Origin of the sequence: Corynebacterium sp. HMSC04H06, from assembly GCF_001815935.1 — a bacterium.
GTDB lineage: Bacteria > Actinomycetota > Actinomycetes > Mycobacteriales > Mycobacteriaceae > Corynebacterium.
Map to the genome: position 1 here is coordinate 1 of NZ_KV823403.1, position 25,914 is coordinate 25,914.

Genomic DNA, 25,914 nt, shown 5'->3' on the forward strand with positions numbered 1-25,914 from the left:
GCAGCGCTTTCGGCGGGATGACGTCGGCGGCGCCGGGCGCGGCCGGCAATGGGGCAGCGGGCGCGCGCGGGGCCTTGCGCGGTGGGCTGCCGGGAGCAGCCGGTCTGTCCGGTGTCCCGGGAGGGGCAGTGCCGGGTGCGACAGGTAATGGGCTGGGTACGGGTGTCGGTGGCTCTTATGGGCAGAGCCCGGCGCAGCAGGCCAACAAGGCCGTGGCGGGGGCGTCGCAGAATGGTCGCTCCGGTGGCATCGGCCGCGGGATGGCGCCGATGATGGGCATGCACCGCGGCGGAAATGGCACCAAGGACTCGTCCCGGGCGGTGCGTGCGGTTGTCACCGAGGCCGAAAAGGACCCGAACCGGAGGGCACTGCTGGGCCAGCGGCCGGCGGTCGTCCCCGGGGTCATTGGTGCCTGGGTTCGCGAGGACTAGGCCCTATTTGGGGCCCTATTTGGGCACGAAAAACCGCCCCGCCGGAGTGCTTGGATGCTCCGGCGGGGCGGTGGTATCTGTTTCGGGCGATTAGTTCCCGCCGACTACTTCACCGTCAACGGTGATCTCGGTGAAGGTCAGGCCCTGCGGGGACTCGGCGGGCTTGGAGAGGACGACCTCGACCTCTTCGGTGTTGGCACCGCCGGCGCGTGTGCCGGTGCCGCGAGCGGAGTCACTATCCCACTCGGTCCAATCGATGTCGGTCACGGAGTCGCTGGCATCCTCACAATCCAAGGTGATGGAATTCGGCTCAGCGACGGCGATGGACTCGCAGGTCAGGTGGCGAGGCGCACCGGCCGCGGCCAGGGAAGGCTGAGCCGAGGTCGGCTCAGCGGTGGCGCTGGCGGCAGAGCCCGAGCCGGACTCGGCGGCGGAGCTGGACGGCTCAGCGCGGTCGGTAAAGGTCGAGGCGTTGTCGATCTTTTCCTCGGACGGGTTCTCGTGCGGCGGGTGGCAGGCAGCCAGACCCAGGGCAGAGACTACGGCGAGGCCGGCAGTAGCGAGGCGGGAAAACTTCTTCATGGGGAGTGCTCTTTTCTGAATCAGGGGAATCGCAGAAATTTGGATTAAGACTGCTGGCGCGGGGTAGCGGCCTTAGCAGAATCATACGGCTTGGCCGACACGATGGTGACCGAGTTGGTCTTGCCGCTCGGAGCGGAGTACTCGCGGGTCTCACCCTCGTGGGCTCCCAGGATGGCAGCGCCCAGCGGGGACTGCTCAGAGTAGGTCTCCAAGTCCTTGTTGTCGGAGGCGGCAGCGCGGGTACCGATGAGGAAGGTTTCCTTATCGTCCTCGTCGCCGTTGTAGTACACGTGTACCACGGAACCGATGTGGGCCACGCCCTCCTCAACGCCGGAGCGCTCCGTGGTGGAGTTCGCCAGAACTTCGGAGATCTGCTTGATGCGGGCCTCTTCCTGGTCCTGCATCTCACGTGCCGCGTCGTAGCCGGCGTTCTCCTTGAGGTCGCCCTCTTCGCGGCGCTCGTTGATCTCGGCAGCAACGACGGGGCGGTGATCGATAAGCTCCTGGAGCTCTGCCTCCAGCTTGGCCTTGGTTTCCGGCGTGATGTACTGCTTTTGCTGTTCAGCCATGGTGCACCTTCCCTAAATTCATCTCAGATTGTTCACCGCGCCATTGCCTGGCCGGTGGAATAATGGTGGGGCCGGCCGGTGACAAAGAATAAGGCGCGGTCGACCCACGTAGCGCCCCGAATCTTAGCACAGCGGCTACTTCGCTCTAGGTCGCGTCCCCCAAGACTGGGGCCAAGGTCGGCCCCGGGCAGAACGGAGCTGGGTACATACCGGAACCGTGCTAGGGCCGTGCCGGGATAGCGCCGCGGCAGCCGGAGTTATTCGGCGTATTCGGGGTGGTCGACGTCGAGGTAGGCCGGGATCTGGCTCGAGCAGCCGTAGACGCCGCCGGCGACGGCGCGGTCGTTGGTGGGGATATCAACCGCGATGCGCATGCTTTCCTCGTCGTTGGCGGGGATGGGGAACTCGCGCCGGCCGACTTCCGCCTTGGAGTAGTCGTAGGCCTGGACGATGCAGTAGGCGGCCTCATCCGGCGAATTGCGGGTCACATCGGCCCACACGCGCAGGGTGTGATCGTCCCGAATCTCGTGGGTGACGTAGGAGATTTCCGCGTTGACCTTTTCCTGCTGCACGAAGTACTGCACACCGTAGAAGATCATGGCAAGCACGATCGCTGCGATGACCAAGGCGATGGCCTTGCCCGTGAAATCCTTCGGGGCGGTTCGGGTGCGGGTGCCGCCGTAGCGGGCCGACAGATCCGTGCTCGTGGGCCGTGCTGCCGATGCCCCACGCGGGGCGCGCTGGTCTCCTCCGGAACTCATGAGGCACAGTCTAGTCAGAGTGGTCGGCGTTCGGGAATTCGCTGCCATCGCTTAGGATAGATCCGCATAGGCTCAGCCAGGCCGCAGCACCCGCCCCGCGCGGGCTGGTAGCGCGGCCCGGCTCGGAGCCCGACGATAAATCTACGATTGAGGATGTTTTAGCACGTGACTGGATTGCGTCTGTTAGCTATTCACGCCCACCCGGATGACGAGTCATCGAAGGGTGCGGCCACCACCGCCAAGTACGCCGCCGAGGGCGACGAGGTGCTGGTGCTTACCTGTACGGGTGGCGAGCGCGGCGACATCATCAACCCGGCTATGGACAGGCCGGGTATCAAGGAGCGGATGAAGCAAGTCCGCCGCGAGGAAATGGCCGCCGCCGCCCAGGCGCTGGGGGTCAAGCACCACTGGCTTGGGCACGTGGACTCCGGGCTGCCTGGGGATCCGTGGACCGAGGACATCCAGGCCCTGCTTCCGGAGGGCTGCTTCGCCGCGCTGGATGATGCCGTCGTGGCAGCGGAATTCGTCCGCGTCATCCGCTCCTTCCGCCCGCACGTTATCGTCACCTACGACGAGAACGGCGGCTACCCGCACCCGGACCACCTGATGGTGCACCGGGCATCGATGATCGCGTGGGAAAAGGCCGGGGATCCGGACTACCGCCCGGAGCTCGGGGAGGCCTGGGAGCCGTTGAAACTGTACTACTCCCATGGGTTTATCTACCAGCGCATGAAGATCTTTCACGAGATGCTACTGAAGGAAGGCAAGATCAGCCCTTACGCGCCTATGATGGCGCGCTGGGATGAGGGCTTCGGCGATATTATGGCCAGGGTTACCACGCAGGTAGAATGTAGTGAGTACTTTGCCAACCGCGAGGCTGCCCTGCGGGCGCACGCGACGCAGATTGACCCAGCCGGCGCGTTCCTTGCCACCCCGGTTGCGGTGCAGCAGAAATACTGGCCGACCGAGGAATTCGAGCTGGCGCGCACGCGGGTGTCCACGTCGCTGCCGGAAAACGACTTGTTCGCCGGGGTTTCCGCGGACGGTAATATTTAATCTATCGGGCATTTCTAACCAGGAGGACGAAGCCTAGATGAGTATCAGCGACCACGTGATTTACGCCGCCAGCGACCCTAGCCTTATGCTGCTGGCCCAGGGCGGCTCCGACGGCCCAGTGGGCCCGGAGTTCGGCAAGGCCTCGCCCATCGGCCTGCTGATCCTCGCCATCATGGGCGTCTTCGTGATCATGGCCGGGTGGTTTTTCCACCGCCGCTACTCGCGCTTCCGCCGCCGAACTCTCTTCGCCGAGGCGCACGGCATCGATCCCTTCGACAAGGAAACGCTGGACGCCGCCATGGAAGAGGCCGGGGTGCTGGACCACCGCAAGTCCTCGAAATTCTAGACATTCAACTGCATTTGGCTCGAGAGAGTGATTAGCCAGCTACACTAAGGGCGTGAATTTCGTGCCAGCTTTGCTCTACCCGCTCTACGAAGCCCGGCTCCTGCGGGGGCTCAAGGGAAAACCCCAGCCTAAGCACGTCGCGATCATGGCGGACGGCAACCGCCGGTGGGCCCGGGAAGCTGGTTTTACTGATATCAGCCACGGGCACCGGCAGGGGGCCAAAAAGATTGGCGAGATGATTTCTTGGTGCGCCGACACTGAGGTGGAAGTTGTCACTATCTATCTGCTGTCGACGGAAAACCTTAAGCGCCAGGAGGCCGAGGTCAAGCTTCTCTTCGACATCATCTCGGACGTAGTAGAGACCTTGTCGACGGGGGATCTGGGCTGCCAGGTCCGCCTAGTCGGCCACCTAGATCTGCTGCCGGACCCCGTCGTCGAGCGCATGCGGCAGGCGGCGGAGAAAACACAGAAGAACTCGGGGGTCATCGTCAACGTGGCCGTTGGCTACGGCGGGCGCCAGGAGATTGTGGACGCCGTCCAAGACCTAGTGCGCGCGGAGGCTGCGCAGGGCACCACGGCGGAGGAGATGGCCGAGCGGGTTACCGCCGAGTCCATCTCGCACCACCTCTACACCAAGGGCCTTCCGGACCCGGACCTGGTCATCCGCACCTCCGGGGAGCAGCGCCTGTCCGGCTTCCTGCTATGGCAGGCGGCCTATTCCGAGATCTGGTTCACGGACACGTACTGGCCGGCCTTCCGCAAGCTCGACTTCCTCCGAGCGCTGCGCGACTACTCGCAGCGCTCCCGCCGCTTCGGCAAGTAGCCCGGCAGAGATTTTTAGCGCGCGGCGTTTTTATAGCTTGCGCATGCGCACCTGCTCTACCAGGTGGTTCGGCCCCTTGGTGAGCACAAGGGAGGCCCGCACGCGGGTGGGCAGGATGTTTTCTACCAGGTTGGGCAGGTTAATCGACTGCCAAATCTCGCGGGCTTGGGCCGCGGCCTCGGGGTCTTCGAGCCCAGCGTAGTGGGCGAAGTGCGCGCCCGGCTTGCGGAAGGCGGTGTGGCGCAGCCGCAGGAAGCGATCGATGTACCACTGCTCGATGACGCTGGTGCGGGCGTCGACGTAGACCGAGAAATCAATCAGGTCGGAGACCATCAGCGTCGGGCCGGTCTGCAGCACGTTGAGGCCCTCCAGGATAAGAATGTCGGGCTGCTCGACGACCTGGTGCTCGTCCGGCAGGATGTCGTAGACCACGTGGGAATAAACCGGTGCCTTGACCTGCGCGGCGCCAGACTTGACCTCGGTGACAAAGCGCAGCAGTGCGCGCCGGTTGTAAGACTCGGGAAAGCCCTTGCGCTGCATCAGGCCGCGCTCTTTGAGCACCTTGGTGGGGTAGAGGAATCCGTCGGTGGTAACCAGGCTGACTTTCGGGTGGTGCGCCCAGCGCTGCAGCAGCACCTGGAGCAGGCGCGCGGTGGTGGACTTGCCGACGGCCACGGAGCCGGCCACCCCGATCACGAACGGCACGTTGGCCGGGGGATTGCCCAGGAATTGTTCGGTGGCGGCGGTGAGCTTCTGCCGGGCCTCGACCTGCATATGGATGAGACGCGACAGCGGCAAGTAGACCTCTGCGACCTCGTTAAGATCGATGTTTTCTCCCAGGCCGGAGAGCTTGGCTACCTCTTCTTCGGTCAGCACCTGGGGCATGGATTTGCGCAGCTCGCGCCAGGAATCACGGTCGAAGTTCAGGTAGGGGCTGGGGTCATGCGTGCGCGCCATGACACCCATTGTTCCAAAGCTCCCTCCAACCGGGTGTAAACGGGTAGCGGGAAAGGCCGAACTAAACGAGAAAGTACGCACTTTCGTTAAGATAAGTAGCGCGCCTAATACAACCCCGGGGCGTTTGGTTCTCGAACGGGCTGGGGAGTGGCGGGTGAGTTTAGCCCCACAAGGAAGGTACGGAAGAATTTCTATGACTGCTTCGAATAACGCGGACGTTCGCTACCAGGAGCTGCGTGACCTGGATCCGGACACGCATGCGGCGATTACTGGTGAGCTCGCCCGGCAGCGAGACACCCTCGAGATGATTGCCTCTGAGAACTTCGTCCCGCGCGCGGTCCTGCAGGCCCAGGGCTCGGTGCTGACCAACAAGTACGCGGAGGGCTACCCGGGCCGCCGCTACTACGGCGGCTGCGAGCACGTCGACGTGGTCGAGGACCTGGCCCGCGACCGCGCCAAGGAAATCTTCGGCGCGGAGTTCGCCAACGTGCAGCCCCACTCCGGTGCCCAGGCCAACGCTGCGGTTCTGGCCGCGCTGGCGGAGCCGGGCGACAAGATCCTCGGTCTGTCCCTGGCCCACGGCGGCCACCTAACCCACGGCATGAAGCTGAACTTCTCCGGCAAGCTCTATGACGTTGCCGCCTACGAGGTGGACCCGGAGACCATGCGCATCGACATGGACAAGCTGCGCGAGCAGGCCTTGGAGGTCAAGCCGAAGGTCATCATCGCCGGCTGGTCCGCCTACCCGCGCACCCAAGATTTCCAGCGTTTCCGCGAAATCGCCGATGAGGTCGGCGCCTACCTGTGGGTGGACATGGCGCACTTCGCTGGCCTGGTCGCCGCCGGCCTGCACCCGTCGCCGGTGCCGTACGCGGACGTGGTCACCACCACCGTCCACAAGACCCTGGGCGGGCCGCGCTCCGGCATGATCCTGGCCAAGCAGGAGTTCGCCAAGAAGCTGAACTCGAACGTCTTCCCGGGCCAGCAGGGTGGCCCCCTGATGCACGTCATCGCGGCCAAGGCCATCGCCATGAAGATCGCCGGCACGCCGGAGTTCAAGGAGCGCCAGGAGCGCACCCTGGAGGGCGCGAAGATCATCGCTGAGCGCCTGATGCAGGACGACGCCAAGGCCGCGGGCATCGACGTGCTTACCGGCGGCACCGACGTGCACCTGGTGCTGGTCGATCTGCGCAACTCGGAGGTTGATGGTCAGCAGGCCGAGGACCTGCTGCATGAGGTCGGCATTACCGTCAACCGCAACGCCGTGCCGAACGACCCGCGCCCGCCGATGGTGACCTCGGGCCTGCGCATCGGCATGCCGGCGCTGGCCACCCGCGGCCTGGACGCCGCGGCCTTCACCGAGGTCGCCGATATCATCGCCACCACCCTGGTGGACGGCGATAAGGCTGACAAGCAGGCGCTGCGCGCCCGCGTGGAGGAGATTACCAAGCAGTTCCCGCTGTACGAGGGACTCGAGGACTGGAAGCTGCTCTAAGGATTTAAGCCCTTTAGCTAGGCCCAATAAGGGCCTAGCTGCAGTTTCTATTCGGACGCCTCGTCGGCGCCCAAGTGTTCGTCGCGTTCCTGGGCGTGCTGGGTGCGCGCGGCGCGCAACCACTCGGGCTGGTTTTCCAGCAGCTCCTTGATCTGAGCGGTGGTCAGCGGGGCGTCCATGTCGTTCTTTTTCAGCGAGGTCACCGAAATGCCTAGCTTCTGGGCGACGACGGGGCGCGGGTGCGGGCCTTCGCGGCGCAGGGTGGCCAGCCACTCCGGGGGATTGTGCTGGAGCTCGCGGAGCTCGGCGTGGGTTATCGCGCCAGTTTGGAAGGACTCCGGGGTAGCCGGCAGGTAGATACCAAGCTTTTTGGCCGCGGTCTGCGGGCGCATGGCGGTGCCGGAAGGCTGCTGCGGGGAATCTTTTTGGTAATCAGTCACAAAGATAACGGTAGCACTTTCGCTAGGATAAGGGCCATGTTGCGCCTAGCATTTGCCACCGGCACGGAGCCGGGAAAGTGGTTTCGTCGGTTCCGGGAAAACACCGCCCACGGGGGCCTAGAGACACTGGATGCTGACGACGCGCTCGCTACTTTATTGTCCGGGGGAGCTGACCTCGCCCTAGCGCGGGTGCCGGCGGCCGGGGACGAGCGCATCGACAGCTCCTTCCACGTGGTGCGCCTGTACGCCGAAGCCCCCGGCGTGGCTGTCCCGAAAGACTCGGTCTACGCCGAGGTCGGCGAGGACGTCCGCGCGGAGGACGTTGCGGACGAATACCTTAACTATCGCATCCCCGACTCCGGGCTCGTGGACGTCGAGGCCGTGCGTACCGGGCTGCAGGTGGTCGGCGCCAACGTGGGGATCGTTATCGCTCCGCGCCCGCTGCTGAAGGTGCTGTCGAAAAAGCAGGTAGTGCCGCTGGGGCTGGTGGACGCCGAGGTGCCGCGCACAGAGATCTGCCTGGTATGGAAGAAGGGCCGCGACGCCGACGACATCCAGGACTTCGTGGGCGTGGCGAAGGGACGGACGAAGAACTCCTCCCGCCAGGAAAAGCCGAAACGCAGTGCCCGGGAGAAGGCCAAGGCCAAGCAGGCCCGGCGGCTCGGGCGTTCGTTACCAAAAAATAAGAAATCCTCTGACCGGAATAAACGGCGCAAATAGTATGACTGAATCCCATAATTTCTGGCTAAAGTTTGGGATAATTGTTGAAAAACTCTGAATGGGTTCTTACGGTGGAAGTTGCTGTTCAAGCGCATTTATCTACGAAAGTGAGGATTGACCATGAACAAGATTTCTCGTCGGGTGGTTGCCGGCCTAGCAGCCGCCACCCTGTCCTTCGGCGTAGTTGCCTGCTCCGACGCTGAGAACGCCGCTAACGACGCCAAGGACACCGCCGGCTCCGCCGCCAACGACGCCACCGAGGCCGCCGGTTCCGCCGCCAACGAGGCCACCGGCTCCAACGATGACGACGGCGACGACAAGGGCGACAACGCCGATGACAAGGGGTCCAACGGCGACAAGAAAGCCGTGACTACCGGCGCCGGCGAGAAGGAAGTTCCGGCAGATTTCGCCTCCGCCATCGAGGACAAGACCTCCGAGTGGGGCGAGCCGAAGGACATCACCGAGGGTGAGAACGGCTCCGTTGCCACCTTCGACGATGACAAGCTGCTGGCGTACTCCGCGGAGACCGGCGCCCAGCCGGTCATCGGCAAGATCGCTGAGACCTGGACCGCCGAGGGTGGCGTCGACAGCAAGGTCGGCCTGCCGACCGCTCCGGAGCAGCGCGACGACGATGACGACGACGGCTTCGAGGGCTGGAAGCAAAGCTTCACCCACGGCAGCATCGAGTGGGACTACGACGATGACCACGGCCAGTACGAGGCTGACGTCGACGTCGACGACTAATACCTAGCCGCGCCTTTAGCTGGCGCGCTGATGCACCACCCGCGGGAGGCGGCGGCAATCGTGGCCGCGGCCCCGCGGGTTTAGTGATTGCTCAGGCAGGCGTGGCCGCGATGTCGCGGCTAGTTTGACTAAAGTTCATCTTTCACCCATGTAATTTCAACCTAGCCGGCCTACATTGGGTGGTGTCCGCACGGGCCGGGCACCACTGGTTCGTGATTGACCGCCAATTTTTTAAGGGAGCACCTTAAAGCCATGACCTATCCGACCACGACCTCCATCCTTCCGCTTGCCGACGCCCACCTTGACGCCTCCGTCAAGACCAAGACTTACGTGCTGGATACTTCCGTGCTGTTGTCTGACCCTTGGGCGCTGAAGAAATTCGCCGAACACGACATCGTCTTGCCGGTTGTTGTTATTTCGGAGCTGGAAGGAAAACGTCATCACCCAGAGCTTGGCTGGTTCGCCCGCCAAGCTCTTCGGCATTTGGAGCAGCTGCGCGTCACCTATGACCACCTAGACCAGCCGGTCCCGGCTAACGAAGAGGGCGGCACCCTGCGTGTGGAGCTGAACCACCAAGACCAATCCCTTCTGCCGGCCGCCTTCCGCGGCCCGGAGGGGGACCACCGGATTCTGGCCTGCGCGCTCAACCTGGCGCACGAGGGCAAGGAGACCGTGCTGGTGACGAAGGACGTGCCGCTGCGCGTGAAGGCCGGCGCTGTGGGACTGCCTGCGGACGAGTACCACGCGCAGGACGTCGTGCTGACCGGGTACACCGGGATGGCGGACGCGGTCGTGCCGGGCGAGGTGATTGACGAACTCTATCGCGATGGGGAAGTCGTGATTGATGACGTGCGCACCCGCGAGGGCACACCGGTGGCCGAGCTGCCGGTGCACTGCGGCGTGAAGCTGTGGGCCGGCCAGCAGGCGGCGCTGGGGCGCGTGGCCGCGGACGGTTCCGTCCAGGTCGTGCGCGGGGACGCCAACGCCTTCGGCCTGCAGGGCCGCTCGGCGGAGCAGCGAATCGCCCTGGACTTGTTGCTGGACAACTCCGTTGGGATCGTCTCCGTCGGCGGCCACGCCGGCACCGGCAAGTCGGCGCTGGCGCTGTGCGCCGGGCTGGAGGCCGTGCTGGAGCGTGGCGAGCACCGCCGGATCGTGGTCTTCCGCCCGATGTACGCGGTCGGCGGCCAGTCGCTGGGCTACTTGCCGGGCTCCGAATCGGAGAAGATGAACCCCTGGGCGCAGGCCGTCTACGACACCCTGGACGGGCTGGTCTCCGAAAACGTCATGGACGAAGTCCTTGACCGCGAGCTCATCGAGGTCCTCCCGCTGACCCATATCCGCGGCCGGTCCCTGCACGACTCCTTCGTCATCGTAGATGAGGCGCAGTCGCTGGAGCGTAACGTGCTCTTAACCGTGCTTTCTCGCCTGGGTCGCGGGTCGCGCGTCGTGCTTACCCACGACGTCGCCCAGCGCGACAACCTGCGCGTCGGGCGCCACGACGGCGTGCAGGCCGTCATCGAGAAGCTCAAGGGACATCAGCTCTTCGCACACGTGACCTTGCAGCGTTCTGAGCGTTCTGCCATCGCGGAACTGGTCACGGACTTGTTGGAAGGCGACCACTAAAGAAGCTGGTGAGCGCTTTATTCGCGGGTTTGTTAGAAGCCGACTGGCGCGAAAAAACAACTGCAAGGAATAATGGGCAGCATGTCTAAAAAGTCGTTCAATATTCGTCCGTTCCGGACAAACGATTACCCGCAGATGATGCACATTTACGAGGAGGGCCTGAACACGGGCCACGCCACGTATGAAACGACGGCATTGTCACTCGAGCAATTCACCAACGCCAAGATCTTGTCGACTGTTTTTGTTGCCGTCGAAGAAGACGATGACAACAAGGTGGTCGGCTGGGTTTCGGCCGCCCCGATTTCCTCCCGTTCCGTCTTCCACGGGGTGGTGGAAGACTCCATCTACGTCGATCCTTCGGCGCAGGGCCGTGGCGTGGCCGGGGCGTTGCTGGACAAGCTCATTGAGGTCTGCCAGGAGCTGCACAAGTGGGCCATCCACGCGTGGATCTTCCCGGAAAACACCGGCTCGGCCAAGCTGCACGAGTCCCGGGGCTTTGCCAAGGTAGGTACCTATTCCCACCTGGCGAAGATGACCTATGGCGAGCTCGCCGGGCAGTGGCGCGACACCGTCGTCTACGAAAAGCTGCTGCCCAAGCCGGATGCCTCGGGCACCGCGCCCGCTGAGGACTAGCTCCGCTCAACCGCAACTGCACGCAGCGCGTCCCTACCTTTGGTAGGGGCGCGTTTTGTTTTTAGTACTTGCTGGAAGGGAAGCGAAAAACACAATGGCCACCCCTCGCCGCGGCTGGAAGAAGGTGCGGCGAGAGGTGGCCATCGTTGGCATGGGAGTAGGTAAGGGGTTTAGGAGATGGTCTCTTTGAGGTGTTCCTCGCGCAGCGGCAGGAGGAGCAGGAGGGCGATGATAGCCATCGGAACCATTAGGAGGATGACCGGCGTCAAGCCGTCGTTGTAGGAATTCAGGATGGCGTCCTTGACCGGGCCGGGAAGGTTAGCTACCAGGCTCGGGGTCAGAGAGTTAGCGCCGCCGCCATTCTCGCTGAACTTCTGAGCCATAGCCGCGCCCTGTTCACCCATCTGGGCGAAGGCCTTGGGCAGGCGGGTGGCCATCTCGTTCTGCATGTTGTGGATGAACATGGAGCCGACCAGGGATGCGCCCAGCGCGGAACCGATCTGGCGGAAGAAGTTGTTCGCCGCGGTCGCGGTGCCGACCTGGGACAGCGGGAAGGAGTTCTGGACGATAAGGACTAGCACCTGCATGACCAAGCCCAGGCCGACGCCGAAGACCAAGAAGCGCACGCTCAGCTGGGGCAGGGAAGTCTCCACGGTCAGCTGGGAGAGCCAGTAGAGGGCGCCGGCGGTGATCGCCAGGCCGACGATCGGGTAGATTTTGTAGCGGCCGGTCCGGGAGATGACAAAGCCCACCGCGGTAGAGGTGCCGATAAGGCCGACCATCATCGGGATCATCATCAGGCCCGCTTCGGTCGGGGTGAGGGTGTGGACCATCTGCAGATAGGTGGGCATATAACCCAGCACGCCGAACATCGACAGCCCCAGGACCATGCCGGAGGCGGTGGTCAGTACCATGTTGCGGTTCTTAAACAGGTGCATCGGGATGAGCGGCTCAGCGGCCCGCAGCTCAACCAGTACGACCAGGATGGCGCCGATGACCGTGGTGGCGGCAAGCCCCAGGATGATCGGATCGGACCACTCGTACTCGGTGCCGCCCCAGGTGGTCATGAGGATCAGGCTGGCGGTGGTGATGGCGATGAACGTCGCGCCCAGGGTGTCGAACTTCTGCAGGTTCTTCTCACCGACGCGCAGGTGGAGCACGGCGATACTCACGCCCATGGCCAAAATGCCCAACGGGATGTTCATCCACATACCCCAGCGCCAGCCGGGGCCGTCGGTGAACCAACCGCCCAGCACCGGGCCGAGCACGGAGGACAGGCCGAAGACGCCGCCCATGATGCCCATGAACTTGCCGCGCTCCCGGGAGGAGGTCACCTCGGCCACGATGGCCTGGGAAGAAATCATCATGAAGCCGGCGCCGAAGCCCTGGACGGCGCGGCTGATGATAAGCAGCGTCATGGAATCGGCGAAGCCGCCGATGGTGGAGCCGATGACGAAGGTGAAGGTACCGGCGATATAGATCCACTTGCGGCCCATCTGGTCACCCAGCTTGCCGGAAATCGGCATAGCGATGGTCATGGTGACCAGGAAGGCGGAAATAACCCAGCTCATGTGGTCGACGCCGCCGAGCTCGCCCACGATGGTGGGCAGGGCGGCGGAGAAGATCATCTGACCGAGCGACGACATCAACATTGTCAGGACGAGCGCGCTGAAGATGAGGCCGAGGTTGTCGGCGCTCTTTTTACCCGCGTGGGGGTTTGCAACTACCATGCCAGGCCTTTCGCATACGAAGTAATAATTTGTGCAGAATGGCGGAGATTTTCCGTCAAGGTTTTATCAGTGGAGTAGAAGTCCCCGGTGGCTACCAGCCACAGCGACTCCCGCAGTAGGGAGGCGATGAGCGCGGCTTCGCACCGCGGGGACATACGCGGGTCTTGTTTATCGCCCGGGTTGTTCTCCAAGCGCTTCTGGATGAGCTCGCGCAGCTCCTTGGCCTTGGCCCTCTTGCGGGCGAAGGACTCGGCGGCTGCCTCGCTGTCTTGGGCAATTCTTTGACGGCGCGCGTGGATTTCCGGGCGATCGTAGTGATCGTCGACGTGCGTGGCGATGAGGGTGAGGCTAAGCTCCAGCACGTTGTCGGTGGGAGCGGTAAGAAACCACTCAGTAAGCTCAGGGGCGAATTCCCGGGAAGGGCTCCCCATGACCGCCGAGGCTTTGGAGTCGAAGTAATTAAAGAAGGTGCGCCGGGAAATGCCGGCATCCGCACAGATCTCTTCTACCGTGACCGCCCCGAAGCCGTGCTCGTCCACGAGCTTGGTGGCGGAGTCTTCGATCCGGCGCTGGGTCTTGCGGCGCTTTTGTTCACGCAGTCCTACACAGTCATCGTCTTGCACGGAGTGCAACTTTACACGTGGTGTAAGTTTGCACCAAGTGCAAGTAATATGATTTCTGAAGAATTCTTGGCCGAGAGTGGCCGGCATTACCCATCGGTCTATTCGGCGGTCAGCGTGCCTAGGACCAAGGCGGCATCGGCAGCCGGCTCAAGCGGGGTATAGGTCGCGCGTAAGCCGTTGCCGGTGGACTCAAAAGCCCAGGTTCCCTCCGCTTCGCACCGCCCGACGAGGGTCTCGGCGTCGAAGGAGACGCGGGAGCCGTCGGCCACCGGATCGAAAAGGTAGACTTGGCAGTTCTGGTCCGGGTAGGTCACGATCCCGGTCTGCCCGGTCAGCGCGGCCACCGCGGTCCAGGCCCCCTCGGGGGAGCCTTCCTCGCTCAGTGAGCCGTAAAACATGCCGCGGGCCGCGGCTGAGTCTGGTTCGGCGTCGAGTTCGAAGCTGCCGCCCGTGCCGTCGTGGGCAGAGGGGAGGGAAAACGGTTCCGGCTCGCTGGGGGACGGCCTGAAGAAGTAAGCCGTAATGGCGGCGAGCAGCGCGAGCGCTATCACGGACACCCCGGCGAAGATGAGGCGGCGGCCGGTGCGGCGGGACTCGCGGTAGCGCGTGAAGGTGTCGGCAGGCATGGCAAAAGCATAACGCCTCCCGTCGGTCCTAGGGGGACCGGTGGGAGGCGTGGGTGGGTGGGAAAGCCCTAGGGGAATCTTAGAAGTTGTCGCGATCGGTGTTGGCCATGTCCAACACGTTCAGGCGACGGTCGAGCTCCTCCTCCGTGAGGTTCTCGCCGTCGACGAAGCCCAGATCAATGACGGCCTCGCGCACGGTGATCTTCTCGTTCAGAGCGTGCTTGGCGGCCTTCGCGGCGTTCTCGTAGCCGATGGCGGAGTTCAGGGGGGTGACAATCGAGGTAGAAGACTCAGCGAAGGTCTTCATGCGCTCCTCGTTGGCGGTGATGCCGTCAACGCACTTCTCGGCGAAAACGCGGCCGGTGTTGGCCAGCAGGCGGGCGGATTCCAGCACGTTACGCGCCATCATCGGGATGAAGACGTTGAGCTCGAACTGGCCCTGGGAACCGCCGAAGGCAACGGCGGCGTCGTTGCCGATGACCTGGGCGGAGACCTGGGTGGCGGTCTCACACAGGACCGGGTTGACCTTGCCCGGCATAATCGACGAGCCCGGCTGCAGATCCTTCAAGTGTATCTCGGACAGGCCGGTCAGCGGGCCGGAGCCCATCAGGCGGATGTCGTTGGCAATCTTATACAGGCTCACGGCCACGGTGCGCATGGCGCCGGAGAACTCCACTAGGGAGTCGCGGGCAGCCTGCGCCTCGAAGTGATTGTGGGCCTCCTGCAGTTCTTCCAGACCGGTGAGCTTTTTAAGCTCCTCGGTGACCTTCGCGCCGAAGTCGGCGGAGGTGTTCAGGCCGGTGCCGGTGGCGGTGCCGCCGATGGCCAGCTCGCCCAAGCGCGGCAGGGTGGCCTTGATTCGCTCGATCCCGAGCTCAATCTGGCGGGCGTAGCCGCCGAACTCCTGGCCCAGGGTGACCGGGGTGGCGTCCATGAGGTGGGTACGACCGGACTTGACGACGCCCTTCCACTCCTGGGCCTTCTTGGTCAGGGACTCGTGCAGAACCTCCAAGCCCGGGATGAGGTCGTTGACAGCCTCGTAGGTAGCCGCCACGTGGGTGGCCGTCGGGAAGGTGTCGTTGGAGGACTGGCCCATGTTGACGTGGTCGTTCGGGTGGACCTCGACGCCGGCCTTCGCTGCCAGGGAGGCGATGCCCTCGTTGGTGTTCATGTTGGACGACGTGCCGGAGCCGGTCTGGAAAACGTCGATCGGGAAGGCGTCGTCGTGCTGGTTGTCAGCAATCTCCTTGGCGGCGGCGATGATGGCGTCAGCCTTATCCGCATCCAGGGCGCCGGAGTCCTTGTTGACCTGGGCGCAGGCTGCCTTCAGAAGGCCCAGGGCGCGGATCTGGGCGGACTCGAGACCACGGCCGGAAATCGGGAAGTTGTCCACCGCGCGCTGGGTCTGGGCGCGCCACAGGGCGTCCTTCGGGACCTGAACTTCACCCATCGTGTCGTGTTCGATGCGGTACTCAGTCATGTAAACCTCGTCTTCCTTAAGTTGGATTAATTGAGCTGTTGAAAACTGCGTTACAGCCACCTTCCAGTATGACAAAAAGCACGCCGGAGGGTGGCTGTGATGAGTATGTCCGGTTTATTCGTTCGGATCCGAGTAGTCGACCACGGAGTATTCCCGCAGCTTGGGCATCTGGTGGATCGAGTCGATGTAGCGGATGGTGCCCGACTTCGAGCGCATCACCAGCGAGCGGGTGGTGGCCGAGTGGGCGCGGTAGGACACGCCGCGCAGCATGTCGCCGTTGGTCACGCCGGTCGCGGCGAAATAGCAGTTCTCGGAGGAGACCAGGTCATCATTGGTCAGCACGCGGTCTAGGTCGTGGCCCGCGGCCTTGGCCTTCTCCGCCTCCTGCTCGTCCTTCGGCCACAGCTGGCCCTGGATCTCGCCGCCCATACACTTCATGGCGCAGGCGGTGATGATGCCCTCCGGGGTGCCGCCGATGCCCATCATGATGTCGATGGAGTTGCCGTCCTGGGCGGCCGCGATGGCGCCGGCGACGTCGCCGTCCATGATGAGGCGTACCTTCGCGCCGGCGGTGCGGATCTGGGAGATCAGATCATCGTGGCGCGGGCGGTCCAGGACCACGACGGTGATGTCCGCCGGGCGCAGGTTCTTGGCCTTGGCCACGGCGTTGATGTTGTCTTCGACGGAGGCGCTGATGTCGATGTGCCCCTTGGCCTCCGGGCCGACGGCGATTTTCTTCATGTAGAACACAGCCGAAGGGTCGTACATGGTGCCGCGCTCGGCAGCGGCGATGACGGAGATAGCGTTCGGGCGGCCCTCGGCCATCAGGCGGGTGCCGTCGACCGGATCCACCGCGATGTCCATCGCCGGGCCCTCGCCGGTGCCGACCTCCTCGCCGTTGAAGAGCATGGGGGCCTCGTCCTTTTCGCCCTCGCCGATGACCACGACGCCCTCCATGGATACGGAGTTGATGAGCTTGCGCATCGCGTCCACGGCGGCGCCGTCACCTTCGTTCTTCTGTCCGCGGCCGACCCACCGGCCCGAAGCCAGGGCGGCGGCTTCGGTCACCCGCACCAGCTCCATGGCTAGGTTGCGATCTGGTGCCTCCGGGGTTCCAGCGTGAGAATTCGACATCGAGGAGATTACCTTCCTTTTAATGCTGTGAGGATGTGAAAAATATCCACCCTCTATTATCCACGCCGATAGCCATTTCCACCCGCAGTACGCCCCACCTGTGGGCAAACGCCCCCGAAAGTGGGAAGAACCGCGCCAGGCGGCGGATGTAGGGGGCCGGGCAGAGGGTTTTTCTTATCGCGTTGCCAACTGCCATACTGGAGGGCGTGGCTGCAGAGAATAAACCCAAGCTTTTCGAGGGCGGCAAGGACATGATCCTGTCGCTGGGCGTAACCGTCATCGCGATGTTGGCGGTCGTCGGCGCGACCGGCCTGTGCACGGTCAACCCGGAGGATTCGCCGCATGCCGAGGTCACCGAGGTGGACGCGGAGAACTTCCTGCGCATGGAGACCCAGGCCACCGGCGTGCCGGCCCGCCTGCCGCAGCTGCCCGACGGCTGGTACGCCAACTCCGCCCGCCGCGGCCAGGTGGCCGGCGAGCCGGCCCCCGTCGTCGGCTTCGTCACCGCCGAAAAGGGCTACCTCCAGGCCACCCAGACCACCGTCGGATACGACGAGGCCCGCCGCGGCTACGACGGCAACTACCGCGAGTTGACTGACACCACGGAGATAGGCGGCCAGACCGTGGAGATCTACACCAGCGACGACAACGACGTCCGCGACCTGTGGGCCGCCGACCTAGGCGACGTGCGGCTCATGGTCTCCGGTTCTGCTAACGATGCCGACTACCGCACCCTCATTTCTGCCATCCTGGCCGCCAAGCCCGTCGCCGAGGCGTCCGCGTCTAGCGGCGAGCAAAGGTAACGGTCTCCAGCCGGTCGGTAAATTCCACGCTCACACCCGGGCCCTGGGCCAGCTGAGCTAGCTCGTTCTGGGTCAGCCCGGTCAGCTTCTCCTTGGCCTGGAAGACATCGATCTTCTCCCGGCTCAGGTGGGGCTTGACGATGACGTCCGCGACGCCGCCATCCTCAAAGGTCAGCGCGACCGCGCCGTTGAAATAGCTGATGACGTCGCCGGCGGCTTGGTGGGCCGGGCCGAAGAATTCTTCGACCAGCGCTCGGGAATCACCAAAAAAGATCGCCCCGGCCGATCCGGAGGCGGAGACGAAGTCGACGCGTTCGCCCGGGTAACCATAAATCTGCAACGTGGTGCCTTTCTATCTTCTCTAACTAGCTAGCTTTACAGGTTCACGTATTAGCGCGGGCCTATCCCGCCGGGGAAGACGGGTCCTCGCCCTGCGCCTCCGGGTCGTTGCCCAGCGCCTTTTCCACGCGGCGGGCGGCGCCGTCGAGGTGCGACTCGCAGGCCTTGGCAAGGGCCTCGCCGCGTTCCCAGTATTTCAGCGACTCGTCCAGGCTCATCTGGCCGAGCTCCAAAATCTTGACGGTCTCGATGAGCTCGTCGCGGGCTTGCTCGTAGGTCAGGTTCTCCACGGGCGGGAAAGCGTCGTCGCCGGCCTGGCCGGTGCCGATGGTGTCTTCGTTCATGCTGGTCTGCCTTTCTTAGTGGGGCGTAAGTTGCGGTATTTAGGTTCTGGCTAGTCGGCCGGCTTGGCGGCCATCGCCGCGGCGGTGACGGAACCGTCGGCAACGCGGATGCGCAGCTGCGAGCCGGGCGGGGACTGCTGGTAGGAGGTGACCACCTCGGGCCCGCTGCCGTCGCGGGGCACGACCTGGACCACGGAGTACCCGCGCTGCAGGGTTGCTGCCGGCCCGAGCGCCGAGACCTGGGCGCGCAGCGCGCTGACCCGGTTGTTTTCGCGGTCCAGCAGGTAATTGACGTCGCGGCGCATGGTGGCGCGAGCGCGGTCGATCTCCTCGCGGCGTGCGGTGATCGGGGAGAGGGGATCGGCCAGCACCGGGCGCGAGCGGATATTGGCCAGGCCGCGACGCTGGTTGTCCACCCAGCCCCGCAGCGCTCCGGCCATGCGCTGGCGGGTCTCGTTGATCAGCGCCTTTTCCTCCATGACGTCGGGCACGACGCGTTTGGCCGCGTCGGTTGGGGTAGCCGCCCGCAGGTCGGCCACGTTGTCGAGCACCGGGCTGTCCGGCTCGTGGCCGATGGCGGAGACCACCGGGGTGGCCGCGGCCGCCACGGCACGCTGCAGGGCCTCCTCGGAAAACGGCAGCAGGTCCTCGACCGAGCCGCCGCCGCGGGCGATGATGATGACGTCTACCTCCGGATCCCGGTCCAGCTGCTGCAGGGCGTCGATGACCTCCGGGACCGTGGAGCGGCCCTGCACGGCCGTGTTGATGACCCGGAACTGGACGGCGGGCCAGCGGGCCTGGGCCACGGAGATGACGTCGCGTTCGGCCGCCGAGCCGCGGCCGGTAATCAGGCCGACCTTGCCCGGCAGGTAGGGCAGGCGCTTCTTGCGGGCCGGATCGAAAAGCCCCTCGGCGGCCAGCTGCTTGCGCAACATCTCGATGCGGGCGAGCAGCTCACCCAAGCCGACGTGGCGGATTTCTGTGGTCCACAGCGAAAAGCTGCCGCGGCCGGCGTAGAAGGCCGGTTTGCCGCGGATGATGACACGGTCGCCGTCCTTGAGCGGGGTCGGCAGGGAGCGGATCAGGTGGGTGGGGCAGGTGAGCTGTACGGACTTTTCCTGCTCGACGTCGCGCAGGGTCAGGTAGGAAAGCTTCCAGGTGTTCTTGACGTTGATCTGGGTCAGCTGGCCCTCGACCCAGAGGAAGCCTAGCCGCTCGATCCATCCTTTGACTTGGTCATTGACCTTGCCCACCGGCCACGGAGTATCCGGGGTATTCGCCGGTGCGTTCATGTGTGAGCTTCCTCCCGTTCTGCCGTGATTATAGGCGTTTGCACCCAGTCTATTGTTTTGCAGTGGATTTCGTTATTCTGGGGGCATGACTGATGCTGGAAAGAATGTGCTTCTCGCGGCCCCGCGCGGGTACTGCGCCGGTGTGGACCGCGCGGTGGAGACGGTAGAGAAGGCGCTGGAGAAATACGGCGCCCCTATTTACGTGCGCAAGCAGATCGTGCACAACCGCTACGTGGTGGAATCCCTGGCCGAGCGCGGGGTGGTCTTCGTCGACGAGGCATCGGAGGCCCCCGAGGGTGCGCACCTGGTTTTCTCGGCACACGGCATTTCTCCGGCCGTCCGGCAGGAGTCCCAGCAGCGCCGCCAGCTGACCCTGGACGCGACCTGCCCGCTGGTGACCAAGGTGCACAAGGAGGTCCAGCGTTTCGAGCGCGACGGCTACCACATCCTTTTGGTGGGCCATAAGGGCCACGAGGAGGTCGAAGGCACCGCCGGCGAGGCCCCGGAGATTACCCACCTGGTCGACGGCGTGGAAGGCGTGGCGGAGCTGCCGGAGTTCCTCCACGACGAAAAGCTCGTGTGGCTGTCCCAGACCACCCTGTCGGTCGATGAGACCATCACCATCGTCAACAAGCTGCGCGAGCGCTTCCCACACTTGGAGAACCCGCCGTCAGACGATATCTGTTACGCCACGCAGAACCGCCAGGAGTCGGTGAAGGCCATCGCCCCAAAGTGTGACCTGATGATCGTGGTCGGCTCCCGCAACTCCTCGAACTCGGTCCGCCTGGTTGAGGTGGCTCTGGACGCGGGCGCTAAGGAATCGCACCTGATCGACTTCGCTAAGGAGATTGACGAGTCCTGGCTGGATGGCGTGCAGACCGTCGGCGTGACCTGTGGTGCCTCCGTGCCGGAGCTGCTGGTCCGCGAGGTGCTCGAGTACCTCGACGAGCGCGGCTACAGCGACGTCGAACAGGTCACCACGACCACCGAGACCATCCAGTTCGCCCTCCCGCGCGAACTGCGCCCGGCTCGCACCAAGGCGGCCCAGGAAACCGCGGCCAACCAGTCTTAAACCCCGCCTCCCCACAACCGGGGCACGATTAAAGCGGCGAGGCGGTCACGTGAAAAGGATGTGACCGCCTCGCCTTTCGCCTAGTCCTCGTAAAGGTTGTCGTCGCGGGAGGGATTTGGCCGCGCGCGGCGGGCCTGGGGCTGGGCCTGAGACTTCGGCGGGTACTGGCGCGACGTCTCAGCCGGCCGGCTGGTGGCCTCGCCGTAGCGGGGAAGGGAGGAGCCCGGCCCGCCCGCGCGGCGGTTGGGATCCGGACGGTAGGTCTGCTGGTTGGCCTGCTCCTGCCGGCGCTGTTCGCGGTCGCGCTCGCGGACGCGGCCACCCCGCGGGGCGGGCTGCTCGGAGCCCTGCCCAGTCGTGCGGCCCAGCGGGATATAGCCGGCCTCTGCGCGGCGTTTTTGTTCTTCGTTTCGCGCGATGAGGTCGGCCACGGTGAGCCGTTTGCTGCGCTCGCGGGCCCGGGCGCTGGTGTCGCGGTTGCGCTTGTCGGCGGCGGCCTCCGCCCGGCGGGCGACCTGGGCCTTCTCGTTTTCCACTCGGGCGTTAGACCGCAGCCGCCACAGCCGGAAGGCCATAATGGCGATAGACGCCAACGTGGTCAGGAAGAACGGAATGAAGTGCTCCAGGAACGGGAAGGAGCCGGTGACCAGGGCAGTAGTAGAAAACGCCGAGGCCCCCTCGCTGGCCCGGCCCTGGGTCACCAGCCAGCCGCAAAGCAGCGTGAAGATGGTGAACAGCAGCGGGGAGGTGGCCACGGTCAGGTACAACCCACGCGGGGCCACGGTGCAGGTGACAGCCAGAACGCTAACGATGTAACAGAGCAGGTACGGCCACCCCAGGTCCCCAAAGAGGAGGGACAGGAGAAGCCCGGTGGTCAAAGCCGCAGCGACGATAGCAATTGCCATGCCGAGCGGCAGCCCACCGCGGGCCGTCCGAGCCTGGGTTTTATGAAAAGCGTTCGCATGTGACACGGGGCGTTATTCTACCTGCCGCCCATCGTGTCCTGGGAATCATTTAGCCGCGTGCCCTAAGTCTCCCAGGCAGGGGCGGAGTTTTCGGGCCGGGGCCGGGAGCAGGCGGGGAGCTAAAGGCTAATCGGACTCGGCGGCGTGGCGCGGCGAGGACTCCACCGGGGAAATCTGCGGCGGGTGCTTGTCCGTGCGGGCGGGGATGTCCATCTCCGCGAGCCGCCGGGAGGTGACCATGACGCGGCTGTCGAAGGAACCCAGCGTGGAGTTGAAGGCATCGACCGCCTTTTCCAGGTTGCGGCCCACCTTGTTGAAGTGCTCGCCCACGGTGTTGACACGGCTGTAGAGCTCGCGACCCAGGCGCTGGACCTCCCGGGCCTTGTCGGAGAGATCCTCCTGCCGCCAGCCCAACGCCACGGTACGCAGCAGGGCGAACAGCGTGGTGGGGGTCGCGATGACGATGTTGCGGGAGAAGGCGAATTCCAATAGCTCGGGGTCCACGCTGAGAGCGGCGTCCAAGAAGGGATCCGCGGGCACGAACAGGACCACGAATTCCGGGGTGGGTTGGAAAGCCTCGATGTAGTCCTTGCCCGACAGCGTGGTGATGTGGTTGCGCATCTGGTGGACGTGGTGGCGCAGGAAGGCCGCGTGTTCCTCCGGGTCCTGGGCCTCCAGCGCGTCGAGGTAGGAGCTAAACGGCACCTTCGCGTCGACGACAATGTGGCGCCCGCCGCTCAAGTGGATGAGCAGGTCTGGGCGGACCTGGTGGCTGCCGAAGTGGGCGGAGACCTGCGGGTTAAAGTCCACGTGCTTGACCATGCCGCCCAGTTCGACTACGCGCTCGAGCTGCATCTCGCCCCACCGGCCGCGCACATTGGGCGAGCGCAGGGCGGTGACCAGCTGGTCGGTCCTATCGGACAGGCGGGGAGAGGTGCGCATCATTGCCTGGACCTGGCCGCGCAGGGAGGAAAACTCGCTGGCGCGGTCAGCTTCCAGCTCCCGCAGGTGCAGGCCCAGCCGGTCCATGGCCTTTTCTAGGGGAGCTAGTGATTCGGCGACGTCGGCGCGCCGCTGCTGGGAGGCCTGCAGGGCGGCCTGCTGTTGTTCGGCGGCGCTGGGGCCGGCCGTGGCGGCGGTGGGTTGCCGGCGCTGCCAGTGGGCGTGCCCGAGCCAGCCGAGGACGGCTCCGAGCGCCACACTGATGAGAAGAAAGGCAACCGTGGCGAGCGTGGAAGTACTCATGCCTTCTAACTTCGCACACCCGCCGGACGGAAGTCTTAAGATTCCTCCCGCGTTTCGAACATCCGCGCGATTTTATCCTTCAGTCTGCGGATTCCGGTGCGGGCCGCCGGGCGCTCGTACTCCGGCGGCGGAGAGCTCAGATCGACCAGTTCGCTCACGTCCGCGCTGTCGGGCTCGGGGGCTTTCTCGCGCCAATCCTGGCGCTGGCGCAGGCCCTGCTCCTGCTTGACGCGGCCAACGAGGTAGCCGGCCATGGTGGAGAACTCGACGTCGTCGGTGGTTTTTTCACCGGACTGCAGCATGAGGATGTCTTGGACGTAGCGGTAGGCCACCGCGATCATCGCCGCGGCGGGCACGGCGAGGAAGGCGCCGACCAGATCGAAGAGCGCCGAACCCAGCGTGACGGAGACCAGGACGATAACCGGGTGCAGGCTCATCGCGCGGGCCTGCAGCCACGGCGAGAGCACGTTGCCTTCCAGCTGCTGGACCAGCAGGACTAAGCCGAGCACCATGAGGGCCTCGGTAAAGCCCAGGGAGACCAGGGCGATGGTCACGGACAGCGCTCCCGCCACGATGGCGCCGATGAACGGGATGAACCCGGCGATGAAGGTGATGATCGCCAGGGCCATCGCCAGCGGCACGCCGATAATGGCGAGGCCGCCGCCGATGAAGATGGCATCGATGCCGGAGACCAGCGCCTGGGCCCGGATGAACCCGCCCAGCGTGTTCCAGCCGCGTGTGAACAGCTCGGTCAGGTGCCAGCCGGCGCGGCGGCCGACGCTCTCGCGCAGCCAGGGAAGGAACTTGTGCCCGTCCTTGAGGAAGAAGAACGTCAGCACGGTGACGATCACCAGGGTAATCAGTAGGGAGGTCGCCGTGCCGATGCCGGTGAACACGGACCCGGCGATATCGCCGGCCTGGGCCTGGAGCCAGGAAGCAATATCGTCGATGTACTGGCCCATGTCGTCGCTGTCCAGGTTCAGCGGCGGCCCCTGCGCCCACAGTTGCAGGCGCTGGATGCCCTCGACGGTCTGCAGGTACAGCGACTGCGACTGGCGCGCGAAATCCGGTGCGATGAACGCGATGAGGCCACCGACCAGCGCCACGAAGGTCAGCATGGTAATCGCCGCGGCGAGGGAGGCGGGGAAGCGGTGGCGTCGCAGCCAGCCGGCAAACGGTGCCAACACCGTACAGACGATCAGAGCCAAGATGACCGGCAGGATCCCCTGCCAGAAACTGCCGATGAGCCAGCCGAGGGCGTACATGAGCAGCCCAATGACGAAGATGCGCACCGACCACAGGGCGGTGCTGCGGATGTAGTGCCCGAGCACGACCAAGCGGTCGACCTGGTCGCCCGGTGGGTGGGGAGAGACCGACTTCAGTAACTTCTGTTGGTCCTCCGCGGAGGTTAAGGCCGGGTTAGCGGCTTCATCTTCTTGAGAACTCACGTTCACTATCTTGCCTTAAAAGGGCGTAAGAATGGGAAATACCTGCAACCGGCTGTCCGCTACCGGCCCTCGGTGCGTTAGGATTGGGCACGTGAGTCTTACATTAGGAATTGTCGGATTGCCCAACGTTGGCAAGTCCACGCTGTTTAACGCCCTGACCCGCAGCGACATCTTGGCGGCGAACTACCCGTTCGCCACCATCGAGCCCAACGTGGGCTTGGTGGAGCTTCCCGATGCGCGCCTGAACCGCTTGGCGGACATCTACTCCTCGGAGCGCATTCTGCCAGCGACGGTTTCCTTCGTAGACATTGCCGGCATCGTCAAGGGTGCTTCTGAGGGCGAAGGCATGGGTAACGCCTTCCTGTCCAATATCCGCGAGGCCGACGCCATCTGCCAGGTTGTGCGCGCCTTCTCCGACGACAACGTCATCCACGTCGACGGCCAGGTCAACCCGACCAGCGATATCTCGGTCATCAACACCGAACTCATCCTGGCCGACCTCCAGACCATCGAAAAGGCCCTGCCACGGCTAGAGAAGGAGGCAAAGAAGAACAAGGACCTAGCCGAGACCGTCGAGGAGACCAAGAAGGCCCAGGAGATCCTGGAGGACGACACCACCTTGTTCGCCGCCGCCAAGGACGGCAAGGTCGACCTCGACCTCCTCAAGGAGCTGCACCTGATGACGGCGAAGCCGTTCCTCTACGTGTTCAACTCGCACGAAGAGGTGCTTACCGACGAGGCCAAGAAGGATAAGCTGCGCCAGCTGGTCGCCCCGGCCGACTGCGTCTTCCTGGATGCCAAGACTGAGACCGAGCTGCTGGAGCTGGACGACGACGAGGCCCTCGAGCTGCTCGAGTCGGTCGGCCAGACCGAGCCGGGCCTGCAGACCCTGGCTAAGGCCGGTTTCAACACCCTTGGCCTGCAGACCTACCTGACGGCCGGCCCGAAGGAGTCCCGCGCCTGGACCATTCACCAGGGCGATACCGCCCCGCAGGCCGCCGGCGTTATCCACTCCGACTTCGAGAAGGGCTTCATCAAGGCCGAGATCGTCTCCTTCGAAGACCTCGATGCCGCAGGCTCCATGGCCGAGGCCCGCAACCACGGCAAGGTCCGCCAGGAAGGCAAGGACTACATTATGCAGGACGGCGACGTCGTGGACTTTAAGTTCAACGTCTAAGCCTTAATGCTTTTCCGGCCCAGTGCAGTGTGTGCCTGGGCCGGATTTTTATATGTGGCGAGTGCCCCTAATCCACGTGACCGGCGGGCGGAGGGGTGCTGTCCTCCTCGTCCGCGGCGCCGGTGACTAGCGCCCGCAAGGCAGCGACGATGCCGGCCGTGATGTCGTCCTGCGTGAGTCCCTCCCTGGTGAGCGCTCCGGTGGCGGGATTCCGCCAGGCCTAAGCACACGACGAAATCCGGGCTGTGGCCGGCGATGAGCTTGTCCAATTGTTCCCGGGCCGCGGCGAACTCCACGGGCAGTACGGCGGTGGTGACGTCGGCGGCATCGGCAAGCGCGCTTTCGATGCCGGGCAATGCCGCGCTCGTCGGATTGTAGGAGCTCGGCCCGAATGGGCCGAAGGCGGTGACCAACAGGGAAGGCATGGTGCCAAAGTCTAGTGGCTTTCGGGAC

At 64.5% G+C, this 25,914-nt stretch carries 28 protein-coding genes and 1 pseudogene; 12 read left to right on the top strand and 17 right to left on the bottom strand.

Going from position 1 to position 25,914, the window contains the following annotated elements; translation table 11 throughout:
* Positions 1-431, top strand: a pseudogene (locus HMPREF3067_RS01145) (hypothetical protein); the annotation flags it as partial.
* Between the two features lie 90 nt (positions 432-521).
* On the opposite strand, the gene HMPREF3067_RS01150 reads toward HMPREF3067_RS01145, so the two are convergent.
* The 3 genes from HMPREF3067_RS01150 to HMPREF3067_RS01160 all read right to left on the bottom strand — a co-directional run bounded on the left by HMPREF3067_RS01150 (position 522) and on the right by HMPREF3067_RS01160 (position 2,343).
* Positions 522-1,013 (bottom strand): hypothetical protein, encoded by a 492-nt coding sequence (locus HMPREF3067_RS01150; RefSeq protein WP_070767915.1) that lies wholly within the window; start codon positions 1,011-1,013, stop codon positions 522-524.
* A gap of 44 nt (positions 1,014-1,057) precedes the next feature.
* Positions 1,058-1,582, bottom strand: coding sequence for a transcription elongation factor GreA (greA, locus tag HMPREF3067_RS01155; RefSeq protein ID WP_070767916.1), 525 nt, complete (start codon positions 1,580-1,582; stop codon positions 1,058-1,060).
* Positions 1,583-1,839: 257 nt separating this feature from the next.
* The gene (locus HMPREF3067_RS01160) at positions 1,840-2,343 is read right to left on the bottom strand and encodes a DUF4307 domain-containing protein (protein ID WP_083319074.1); all 504 of its coding nucleotides are present in this window, start codon (positions 2,341-2,343) and stop codon (positions 1,840-1,842) included.
* Positions 2,344-2,508: 165 nt separating this feature from the next.
* Between HMPREF3067_RS01160 and mca the strand changes: the two genes are divergently transcribed.
* The 3 genes from mca to HMPREF3067_RS01175 are packed head-to-tail and all read left to right on the top strand — an operon-like array spanning position 2,509 to position 4,568.
* A complete protein-coding gene (mca, locus tag HMPREF3067_RS01165; protein ID WP_070767917.1) occupies positions 2,509-3,399 on the top strand; it encodes a mycothiol conjugate amidase Mca in 891 nt (296 codons plus the stop codon).
* A gap of 37 nt (positions 3,400-3,436) precedes the next feature.
* Positions 3,437-3,745, top strand: coding sequence for a hypothetical protein (locus HMPREF3067_RS01170; protein ID WP_070767918.1), 309 nt, complete (start codon positions 3,437-3,439; stop codon positions 3,743-3,745).
* Between the two features lie 52 nt (positions 3,746-3,797).
* Positions 3,798-4,568: an isoprenyl transferase gene (locus HMPREF3067_RS01175; protein WP_070767919.1), complete on the top strand. Its 771-nt coding sequence runs from the start codon at positions 3,798-3,800 to the stop codon at positions 4,566-4,568.
* A 30-nt stretch (positions 4,569-4,598) separates the two neighbouring features.
* Here HMPREF3067_RS01175 and coaA read toward each other — a convergent pair whose 3' ends face one another.
* On the bottom strand, positions 4,599-5,525 hold the full coding sequence (gene coaA / locus HMPREF3067_RS01180) for a type I pantothenate kinase (RefSeq protein ID WP_070767959.1): 927 nt from the start codon (positions 5,523-5,525) through the stop codon (positions 4,599-4,601).
* Between the two features lie 193 nt (positions 5,526-5,718).
* Here coaA and glyA point away from each other — a divergent pair, with 193 nt between their 5' ends.
* Positions 5,719-7,020, top strand: a complete 1,302-nt coding sequence (gene glyA, locus HMPREF3067_RS01185) for a serine hydroxymethyltransferase (protein ID WP_070767920.1) — start codon at positions 5,719-5,721, stop codon at positions 7,018-7,020.
* A 47-nt stretch (positions 7,021-7,067) separates the two neighbouring features.
* Here the strand turns inward: glyA and HMPREF3067_RS01190 are convergent, their stop codons facing one another.
* On the bottom strand, positions 7,068-7,412 hold the full coding sequence (locus HMPREF3067_RS01190; RefSeq protein WP_083319080.1) for a DUF5997 family protein: 345 nt from the start codon (positions 7,410-7,412) through the stop codon (positions 7,068-7,070).
* 84 nt (positions 7,413-7,496) lie between these two features.
* Here HMPREF3067_RS01190 and HMPREF3067_RS01195 point away from each other — a divergent pair, with 84 nt between their 5' ends.
* The 4 genes from HMPREF3067_RS01195 (at position 7,497) to HMPREF3067_RS01210 (ending at position 11,183) form a co-directional block, all read left to right on the top strand.
* On the top strand, positions 7,497-8,180 hold the full coding sequence (locus HMPREF3067_RS01195; protein WP_070767922.1) for a LysR family transcriptional regulator substrate-binding protein: 684 nt from the start codon (positions 7,497-7,499) through the stop codon (positions 8,178-8,180).
* Between the two features lie 120 nt (positions 8,181-8,300).
* Complete coding sequence (locus HMPREF3067_RS01200; protein WP_070767923.1) at positions 8,301-8,924, top strand: LGFP repeat-containing protein; 624 nt, start codon at positions 8,301-8,303, stop codon at positions 8,922-8,924.
* A 252-nt stretch (positions 8,925-9,176) separates the two neighbouring features.
* Positions 9,177-10,550, top strand: coding sequence for a PhoH family protein (locus HMPREF3067_RS01205; RefSeq protein ID WP_070767924.1), 1,374 nt, complete (start codon positions 9,177-9,179; stop codon positions 10,548-10,550).
* Between the two features lie 81 nt (positions 10,551-10,631).
* Entirely contained in the window at positions 10,632-11,183 is a 552-nt protein-coding gene (locus HMPREF3067_RS01210) for a GNAT family N-acetyltransferase (protein WP_070767925.1), read from the top strand.
* Between the two features lie 170 nt (positions 11,184-11,353).
* Here HMPREF3067_RS01210 and HMPREF3067_RS01215 read toward each other — a convergent pair whose 3' ends face one another.
* The 5 genes from HMPREF3067_RS01215 to glpX all read right to left on the bottom strand — a co-directional run bounded on the left by HMPREF3067_RS01215 (position 11,354) and on the right by glpX (position 16,776).
* On the bottom strand, positions 11,354-12,913 hold the full coding sequence (locus tag HMPREF3067_RS01215; RefSeq protein WP_070767926.1) for an MDR family MFS transporter: 1,560 nt from the start codon (positions 12,911-12,913) through the stop codon (positions 11,354-11,356).
* Complete coding sequence (locus HMPREF3067_RS01220; protein WP_070767960.1) at positions 12,907-13,536, bottom strand: TetR/AcrR family transcriptional regulator; 630 nt, start codon at positions 13,534-13,536, stop codon at positions 12,907-12,909. Before HMPREF3067_RS01220 ends, HMPREF3067_RS01215 begins: the two co-directional genes overlap by 7 nt.
* Before the next feature lie 98 nt (positions 13,537-13,634).
* The gene (locus HMPREF3067_RS01225) at positions 13,635-14,162 is read right to left on the bottom strand and encodes a hypothetical protein (protein ID WP_070767927.1); all 528 of its coding nucleotides are present in this window, start codon (positions 14,160-14,162) and stop codon (positions 13,635-13,637) included.
* 79 nt (positions 14,163-14,241) lie between these two features.
* Complete coding sequence (locus HMPREF3067_RS01230; protein ID WP_070767928.1) at positions 14,242-15,642, bottom strand: class II fumarate hydratase; 1,401 nt, start codon at positions 15,640-15,642, stop codon at positions 14,242-14,244.
* Between the two features lie 114 nt (positions 15,643-15,756).
* Positions 15,757-16,776 carry a class II fructose-bisphosphatase gene (gene glpX, locus HMPREF3067_RS01235; RefSeq protein ID WP_070767929.1) on the bottom strand — a complete coding sequence of 340 codons (1,020 nt, stop codon included), beginning with the start codon at positions 16,774-16,776 and terminating at the stop codon, positions 15,757-15,759.
* A 206-nt stretch (positions 16,777-16,982) separates the two neighbouring features.
* Between glpX and HMPREF3067_RS01240 the strand changes: the two genes are divergently transcribed.
* Entirely contained in the window at positions 16,983-17,579 is a 597-nt protein-coding gene (locus tag HMPREF3067_RS01240; protein WP_070767930.1) for a DUF4245 domain-containing protein, read from the top strand.
* On the opposite strand, the gene HMPREF3067_RS01245 is transcribed toward HMPREF3067_RS01240, so the two are convergent.
* The 3 genes from HMPREF3067_RS01245 to xseA all read right to left on the bottom strand — a co-directional run bounded on the left by HMPREF3067_RS01245 (position 17,560) and on the right by xseA (position 19,554).
* Complete coding sequence (locus HMPREF3067_RS01245) at positions 17,560-17,919, bottom strand: hypothetical protein (RefSeq protein ID WP_070767931.1); 360 nt, start codon at positions 17,917-17,919, stop codon at positions 17,560-17,562. The two genes, HMPREF3067_RS01240 and HMPREF3067_RS01245, sit on opposite strands and share 20 nt — an antisense overlap.
* 61 nt (positions 17,920-17,980) lie before the next feature.
* Positions 17,981-18,262, bottom strand: a complete 282-nt coding sequence (locus HMPREF3067_RS01250; RefSeq protein ID WP_070767932.1) for an exodeoxyribonuclease VII small subunit — start codon at positions 18,260-18,262, stop codon at positions 17,981-17,983.
* Between the two features lie 50 nt (positions 18,263-18,312).
* Positions 18,313-19,554, bottom strand: a complete 1,242-nt coding sequence (gene xseA / locus HMPREF3067_RS01255; RefSeq protein WP_070767933.1) for an exodeoxyribonuclease VII large subunit — start codon at positions 19,552-19,554, stop codon at positions 18,313-18,315.
* An 85-nt stretch (positions 19,555-19,639) separates the two neighbouring features.
* Here xseA and HMPREF3067_RS01260 point away from each other — a divergent pair, with 85 nt between their 5' ends.
* The gene (locus tag HMPREF3067_RS01260) at positions 19,640-20,626 is read left to right on the top strand and encodes a 4-hydroxy-3-methylbut-2-enyl diphosphate reductase (protein ID WP_070767934.1); all 987 of its coding nucleotides are present in this window, start codon (positions 19,640-19,642) and stop codon (positions 20,624-20,626) included.
* Between the two features lie 80 nt (positions 20,627-20,706).
* Here HMPREF3067_RS01260 and HMPREF3067_RS01265 read toward each other — a convergent pair whose 3' ends face one another.
* From HMPREF3067_RS01265 to HMPREF3067_RS01275, 3 genes are all read right to left on the bottom strand, one after another.
* Entirely contained in the window at positions 20,707-21,597 is an 891-nt protein-coding gene (locus HMPREF3067_RS01265) for a DUF6542 domain-containing protein (RefSeq protein WP_371259756.1), read from the bottom strand.
* A gap of 120 nt (positions 21,598-21,717) precedes the next feature.
* Complete coding sequence (locus HMPREF3067_RS01270; RefSeq protein ID WP_070767936.1) at positions 21,718-22,836, bottom strand: DNA recombination protein RmuC; 1,119 nt, start codon at positions 22,834-22,836, stop codon at positions 21,718-21,720.
* A 35-nt stretch (positions 22,837-22,871) separates the two neighbouring features.
* Positions 22,872-24,218 carry an AI-2E family transporter gene (locus tag HMPREF3067_RS01275; RefSeq protein WP_246819194.1) on the bottom strand — a complete coding sequence of 449 codons (1,347 nt, stop codon included), beginning with the start codon at positions 24,216-24,218 and terminating at the stop codon, positions 22,872-22,874.
* 157 nt (positions 24,219-24,375) lie between these two features.
* On the opposite strand from HMPREF3067_RS01275, the gene ychF reads away from it, so the two are divergent.
* Positions 24,376-25,461 carry a redox-regulated ATPase YchF gene (gene ychF, locus HMPREF3067_RS01280; RefSeq protein ID WP_070767937.1) on the top strand — a complete coding sequence of 362 codons (1,086 nt, stop codon included), beginning with the start codon at positions 24,376-24,378 and terminating at the stop codon, positions 25,459-25,461.
* Here ychF and HMPREF3067_RS11630 read toward each other — a convergent pair.
* On the bottom strand, positions 25,458-25,886 hold the full coding sequence (locus HMPREF3067_RS11630; RefSeq protein ID WP_083319075.1) for a pyroglutamyl-peptidase I family protein: 429 nt from the start codon (positions 25,884-25,886) through the stop codon (positions 25,458-25,460). The two genes, ychF and HMPREF3067_RS11630, sit on opposite strands and share 4 nt — an antisense overlap.
* Between the last annotated feature and the right edge of the window lie 28 nt (positions 25,887-25,914).

Coding starts and splice junctions, on each gene's coding strand:
- HMPREF3067_RS01150 (WP_070767915.1), bottom strand. CDS start 1,013: ATGAAGAAGTTTTCCCGCCTCGCTACTGCCGGCCTCGCCGTAGTCTCT.
- greA (WP_070767916.1), bottom strand. CDS start 1,582: ATGGCTGAACAGCAAAAGCAGTACATCACGCCGGAAACCAAGGCCAAG.
- HMPREF3067_RS01160 (WP_083319074.1), bottom strand. CDS start 2,343: ATGAGTTCCGGAGGAGACCAGCGCGCCCCGCGTGGGGCATCGGCAGCA.
- HMPREF3067_RS01170 (WP_070767918.1), top strand. CDS start 3,437: ATGAGTATCAGCGACCACGTGATTTACGCCGCCAGCGACCCTAGCCTT.
- coaA (WP_070767959.1), bottom strand. CDS start 5,525: ATGGCGCGCACGCATGACCCCAGCCCCTACCTGAACTTCGACCGTGAT.
- glyA (WP_070767920.1), top strand. CDS start 5,719: ATGACTGCTTCGAATAACGCGGACGTTCGCTACCAGGAGCTGCGTGAC.
- HMPREF3067_RS01190 (WP_083319080.1), bottom strand. CDS start 7,412: ATGCGCCCGCAGACCGCGGCCAAAAAGCTTGGTATCTACCTGCCGGCT.
- HMPREF3067_RS01195 (WP_070767922.1), top strand. CDS start 7,497: ATGTTGCGCCTAGCATTTGCCACCGGCACGGAGCCGGGAAAGTGGTTT.
- HMPREF3067_RS01200 (WP_070767923.1), top strand. CDS start 8,301: ATGAACAAGATTTCTCGTCGGGTGGTTGCCGGCCTAGCAGCCGCCACC.
- HMPREF3067_RS01205 (WP_070767924.1), top strand. CDS start 9,177: ATGACCTATCCGACCACGACCTCCATCCTTCCGCTTGCCGACGCCCAC.
- HMPREF3067_RS01210 (WP_070767925.1), top strand. CDS start 10,632: ATGTCTAAAAAGTCGTTCAATATTCGTCCGTTCCGGACAAACGATTAC.
- HMPREF3067_RS01215 (WP_070767926.1), bottom strand. CDS start 12,913: ATGGTAGTTGCAAACCCCCACGCGGGTAAAAAGAGCGCCGACAACCTC.
- HMPREF3067_RS01225 (WP_070767927.1), bottom strand. CDS start 14,162: ATGCCTGCCGACACCTTCACGCGCTACCGCGAGTCCCGCCGCACCGGC.
- HMPREF3067_RS01230 (WP_070767928.1), bottom strand. CDS start 15,642: ATGACTGAGTACCGCATCGAACACGACACGATGGGTGAAGTTCAGGTC.
- glpX (WP_070767929.1), bottom strand. CDS start 16,776: ATGTCGAATTCTCACGCTGGAACCCCGGAGGCACCAGATCGCAACCTA.
- HMPREF3067_RS01250 (WP_070767932.1), bottom strand. CDS start 18,262: ATGAACGAAGACACCATCGGCACCGGCCAGGCCGGCGACGACGCTTTC.
- xseA (WP_070767933.1), bottom strand. CDS start 19,554: ATGAACGCACCGGCGAATACCCCGGATACTCCGTGGCCGGTGGGCAAG.
- HMPREF3067_RS01260 (WP_070767934.1), top strand. CDS start 19,640: ATGACTGATGCTGGAAAGAATGTGCTTCTCGCGGCCCCGCGCGGGTAC.
- HMPREF3067_RS01270 (WP_070767936.1), bottom strand. CDS start 22,836: ATGAGTACTTCCACGCTCGCCACGGTTGCCTTTCTTCTCATCAGTGTG.
- HMPREF3067_RS11630 (WP_083319075.1), bottom strand. CDS start 25,886: ATGCCTTCCCTGTTGGTCACCGCCTTCGGCCCATTCGGGCCGAGCTCC.